The organism is Nocardioides sp. P5_C9_2, from assembly GCF_054049555.1.
The window spans coordinates 1-4,866 of sequence record NZ_JBFUMD010000305.1 but is presented as its reverse complement, the minus strand read 5'-3'; the positions used below and the strand labels follow the sequence as shown (position 1 = coordinate 4,866).

Genomic DNA, 4,866 nt, shown 5'->3' with positions numbered 1-4,866 from the left:
CGTTGGGACGGCGCAGGTCGCAGTCGACGAGGGTGACGCCTTGGCCGGACAGGGCGATGGCGGCGGCGAGGTTGGCGGCCAGCGTCGACTTGCCGTCGCCCTGCTTGGGGCTGGTGACGACGATGGCGCGCGGTGGGTTGTCGACGTCCATGTAGGACAGGTTGGTCCGCAGCCGGCGGATCGCCTCGGCGGCGTGGGCCGAGGTGCCCTTCCCCCCACCGGTGACGAAGAGCGCGTCGTGCTTGCCCAGGTCGGGGACCGAGCCGACGACGGCGAGCTTGGAGGCGCGCTCGACGTCCTCGGTCGAGCGCAGCCGCCGGTCGAGGAGGGTGCGGGCGACGGCATAACCGGCACCGAGGAGGGCGCCGAGGACCGCGCCGAGCAGCACGTTGCGCTCGACGTTGGGGGATACCGGGCTGGTGGGCAGCTGCGCCGACTCGGAGACCTCGATCCGCATCCCCTGCTTGCCCTTGGCCGACTCGATGTCGGAGACGCGCTGGGCGAGCGCGCCCACCCAGGCATCGGCGAGCTCCTGCGCGTCCTCGGGCGTTCCGGCGCGCGCGGTGATCTGGATGATGACCGTCTCGGGCGTCTGAGCCGCGTCGATGTTGCCCACCAGCGTCTCGGGCGCCGCGTCGAGACCGAGGTCGTCGATGACGATCGAGGCAGTCTCGCGGTCCTTCGCGAGCACGACGTACGACGCCGCGCGTGACTTGGACAGGGTGTCGTTGAGGTTGTCGAGGCCGGGGTCGCCGCCAACGCCAGACGTGACGAAGCCCGACGAGCTGGCGGCGTAGACCTCCGACTGGAGGCTGCTCCAGCCGAACGCAGCCGCGGCAGCCACGATCACCATCGCCGTCACGGCGAGCCWGTGGTTGCGCAGGATGCGCAGGTAGTCGGCCAGTTCCATCGAGTCGTCCCTGWGGTCGGAGAGCGGGCGATCGCCCGCGGCGATTCTAGGTGTGAGGCCGCGCCACGCGAGGCGCTTCAACCCTTCCGTTACTGGACCAGACCGGAAATCTACGCCGCGTGCACAGGTGGGAACCGTCCGTGTACGGACCGTCCACGGGCGGCTTTCATACCCAATTTGGGCGCTTGACTCCAGTCCTCGGGACCACCTGCCACGTCGTCACATGACCCACGAGGGACCTCTTCATGAGCACGCAGCCGCGCCTCCAGCCCACTCGCCGCACCGTCCTGCGCACCGCCGCTTGGACGGCGCCGGCCGTGTCCATTGCCGTCGCGGCTCCGGCGTTTGCGACGTCTCCCGTCCCGACTCCCGACGCCACCGCCAGCACCTCCGGCAGCACGCGTGACGACGGTGTCCTCACCCTCAAGTCGGTCCTGACGACCAAGACGCAGCAGCTGAGCTCATTGATCGCGACCGTCACGGTCAGCAAGGACACGATCGGGTCCATCACCGTACCGACCGGATGGTCCCGGAGCGGGCTGCAGGGCAGCACCGCCACGTTCACCTACGACGGCGCTGCGCCGGCAAGCACCGCACTGTCCTTCGACCCCGTGGTGACGCTGGTCGGCAACCCGACCTCGACCGTGACCGCGACGGTTGCGTTCGCCTGGGCGATGACCGGCAACGCCTCGGTCGACATCCCGCTCGACTACGTTGCGACGACCGCTGCCGCGGCCAACAACGGCAGCACGCGGAGCGACAAGATCCTCAACCTCAAGTCCACGCTCACTGCCGGTGCCAAGGCCCTGTCGGCCGTGACTGCGACAGTGACCGTGGACACCGGCACCATCCAGTCGATCGCTGCCCCGAACGGCTGGACCCTCGTGTCTGGCACCGTCAACAAGCTCACCCGCGCCACGAACGTGTCGGCGAACGCCGCCGTCTCCTTCGACCCCGTGGTGACACTGGCCGGCAACCCGGCCTCGACGGTCACCCCGAAGGTCACGTTCGGTTGGGGGACCTCCGGCGGCACCGCCTCGGTCGACATCCCGCTCGCCTACGACACCCCGATCGCGACCGCCGGCTCCACCGGCAGCGCGCGGGATGGCCGTGTCTTGACGCTCAAGTCGACCCTCACGCCGGGCCCCCGGGAAGTGTCCGGAGTGAGGGCAACGGTGTCCGTGAACACAGGCACAATCGAGTCGATCGCCGCTCCGGCCGGTTGGACGCTGGTGCAGGGCACCACCGCCACCTACGCCTACTCCGGCACCGCGGCGGCGAGCACTGCCCTGCCGTTCAACCCCGTTGTGACGCTGACCGGCAACCCGACTTCCCCAGCGGTTGTCTCCACGGTTGCGTTCACGTGGGCTACCTCCGGCGCCGCCTCTGTCCCCATCACGCTCGCCTACGTCGCCCCGACCGCAGTCATCTCTGAAAGCTCCGCATTCAAGGACAACGACTCGGTGCAGTCCTCGGTGAAGCACGTGATCTGGAACTTCAAGCTCACCAACGGCTCCCAGACCCTCACCAAGATCAACGCTAAGTTCACGCTCGCCAACGCGGGTAACGGTCAGAACCCAGTCACCCGCTTCACCGTCGTAAGCGGCGCCACGGCATGGACTGTCTCCAGCATTCCTGAGCTCACGGCCAAGCTCGAGGGCATGTCGCTCGGTCCGAACCAGGTCCTGTCGATCAAGTCGGACATGGTCAACGACACGAACTCGGGCGGCACCGTGGGTGTGACCATCTATTCGGACACTACTCAGGTCGTGAAGGCGAGCGCTGGCTTCTGACGCCTGGTTGCGATCTGGCCCATCAGGCAGGGCGTCCTGCGGCGGGGTCCCACTCGAGGATGGCGTGGGACGTCAGATCCTCGACGTGATCGAGGATCAGGCCCCGGGCTTGATCCGGCGGTTCGGGTGGTCCGAACTCAGCCACAACGGTCGCCGTGAGCTGTTCGAGCGTCGTGCTACCGACGGTTGGGGTGGCCTCGAGGATGACGGTGGCCATCTCGGAGAGCACGACCACCTGACCTGCCACGAATACCGCGGCTCGTCCGTCGGCGACGAAGACGTCGACCAGGTCGCCTCGTCGGACCCTCACCGCGAGGCTCCCAGGAGGTCCGCGACGAGGGGAGCCAGGTCCGCCGACTCGCGGTAGGTGACGCGGTGGACCCCTCCTGCGATCTGGATGAGCTCCGCGAGTCGGTGCAAGGGCCGATCGAGCCGTGCCAGGTAGGAGTTCTCCGGGGTGAGTGCCGCCAGGGCGTCCACCATCTCGAGGGTGGTCGAGTGCGGGGAACCCACGTGGTCGACCTGTCGGTCGAGGAGCAGGATCGCGCCGAGGTGGCACTCCAGATCAGTCGTCAGCATCCCCAGATCGCTGGGCGCCCGCTGCGCCTTGAGGGAGCCGGTCTCGATGACGGAGAGCGGCTTGCGGTACGGCAGCACAACACCAGAGGGAGTGATCGCCGCTGTCTCGTCCGTGACGTAGGCCAGGCTCCTGCCGAGCGTCGATGCTGCGGTCGTCTTACCCGTCCCGGACGGTGCTACCAGGACGGCACTGGCACCGGTCGCAGGATTCGCCAGGGCTGCCGCGTGCAGCATGACCAACTCACCGGCCCGCTGCTCGATCATCCGTGTCGTGACCGCGGGGGAGAGGTAGTGGAGAACCTCGTGAATGGTGGCTCCCGCGACGTCAGCGGCGCCCGATGGCCCGACTGCAACGGTCAGGCTGGGTGTGGCGGGAGCGTCCGAAGAGGACAAGGCATCGCGCCATGCGTCCTCGACAGCGCGGACGAGTTTCTTGCCGGTGACGACGAGGGCCACGTCGACGCCGATGCCCCTGACCATCAGTCGAGTCGTCGGCTCATCCATGGGCTGCGGCACGCGGACACCCTACGAGAGTGGCGCTCACGGGCCATCAGCCAGACGGCCGAGCAATCGTCTGCCCATGCTCATGACCCGTCGGGTGAGCACTCGCGGGACGGCCACTGCGCCATAGGACGAGTGCTCGTCCACGGTCAGCCACGGTGGCAGCAGCGAACGTGACACCACTCGCGGCACCTCGACGACCGCAGCCTCGGTCCGCCACGCTGCCCTGAGGCTTCGTACGAACGAGGTTCCCGGCGTGCCTGGTGAGACGTGCGTGTCCTCCGTGGCGATATGTAGCTCAAGGACGCGGTGCCAGTAGGGCTCGGCTATGCGCCTCGCGTCTGTTACGACCGCTGGGGATCCTGGAGGTACCCCGAAGAGACGAGCAGCGAGCCCCAGCGTGACCAGCTCGTCGTGCCTGAACGGCCGGGAGGGACGCCAAGTCTGGGGGTCGGCCGCAAGGAGGTGCACGTCGAGCAGGCTGCGCAGCCAGCGCCACTGGTCTTTGGCCGAGTGCGCCGCCGAGTGAACCAGGGCTTCGTAGCCGGACAAGGTCGGCACGGGTCGCCCGTCGATGTCGATCACGTCACGAGAGGCCCAGAGTTCCTCGAAGTCCGGACAGGTGCTCTTCATAGGGGACAGGTGCCAGTGCAGATCGATGGTGCTGGTGCCAGACACGAGGGTCAACTCGTACCCGGTTCGCGTCAGGTGTCGCCACGACCAGGACGGCCCGGGCTGCGGGTGCGCTTCGTCAGGACGCCAACCGGCGCGGAGCAGGGCTGCATACGCGGCCGTCAAGTCGCGCGGAGCGACCAGCAGGTCCAGGTCACCGACGCCGCGCGCCTCCGGGCGCCCATGAGCCTGCGTTGCTAGCGCCAGTCCCTTAATCGAGAGTGCCCGTACGCCGACTCTGTCCAGGGTCGTCAGCGCTGTAGCCAGCTCTGCGCTGACGAGTCGGACACTCGCGTCGAGCTGCATGCGGGCGGCTCGCAGGTCCGCCGCAAGGTCATCGGAGAGGTCGAGCCGGTCGACGTGGTGCGCTCGGAATGCCATGACGTGGTGCTGCCGGGCGCTTGCGAGGAA

Annotated in this window: 5 protein-coding genes; 1 reads left to right on the top strand and 4 read right to left on the bottom strand. The window is 68.1% G+C overall.

Annotation, left to right across the window (positions count from 1 at the left end; translation table 11 throughout):
* Positions 1-910, bottom strand: a 910-nt coding sequence (locus ACXJKL_RS14615) for a YveK family protein (protein ID WP_457207773.1), incomplete at its 3' end; no start/stop codon positions are given.
* Positions 911-1,155: 245 nt separating this feature from the next.
* Between ACXJKL_RS14615 and ACXJKL_RS14610 the strand changes: the two genes are divergently transcribed.
* Positions 1,156-2,703 (top strand): hypothetical protein, encoded by a 1,548-nt coding sequence (locus ACXJKL_RS14610; RefSeq protein WP_457207772.1) that lies wholly within the window; start codon positions 1,156-1,158, stop codon positions 2,701-2,703.
* A 22-nt stretch (positions 2,704-2,725) separates the two neighbouring features.
* Here ACXJKL_RS14610 and ACXJKL_RS14605 read toward each other — a convergent pair whose 3' ends face one another.
* The 3 genes from ACXJKL_RS14605 to ACXJKL_RS14595 all read right to left on the bottom strand — a co-directional run.
* Positions 2,726-3,013: a hypothetical protein gene (locus ACXJKL_RS14605; protein ID WP_457207771.1), complete on the bottom strand. Its 288-nt coding sequence runs from the start codon at positions 3,011-3,013 to the stop codon at positions 2,726-2,728.
* Positions 3,010-3,738 carry a hypothetical protein gene (locus tag ACXJKL_RS14600; RefSeq protein ID WP_457207770.1) on the bottom strand — a complete coding sequence of 243 codons (729 nt, stop codon included), beginning with the start codon at positions 3,736-3,738 and terminating at the stop codon, positions 3,010-3,012. The genes ACXJKL_RS14605 and ACXJKL_RS14600 overlap by 4 nt, the downstream gene beginning before the upstream one ends.
* 84 nt (positions 3,739-3,822) lie before the next feature.
* A partial coding sequence (locus ACXJKL_RS14595; RefSeq protein WP_457207769.1) for a nucleotidyltransferase family protein occupies positions 3,823-4,866 on the bottom strand: 1,044 nt, incomplete at its 5' end.

Bases quoted from the DNA above. Each gene is read 5' to 3' on its own strand.
- ACXJKL_RS14610 (WP_457207772.1), top strand. From the start codon at position 1,156: ATGAGCACGCAGCCGCGCCTCCAGCCCACTCGCCGCACCGTCCTGCGC.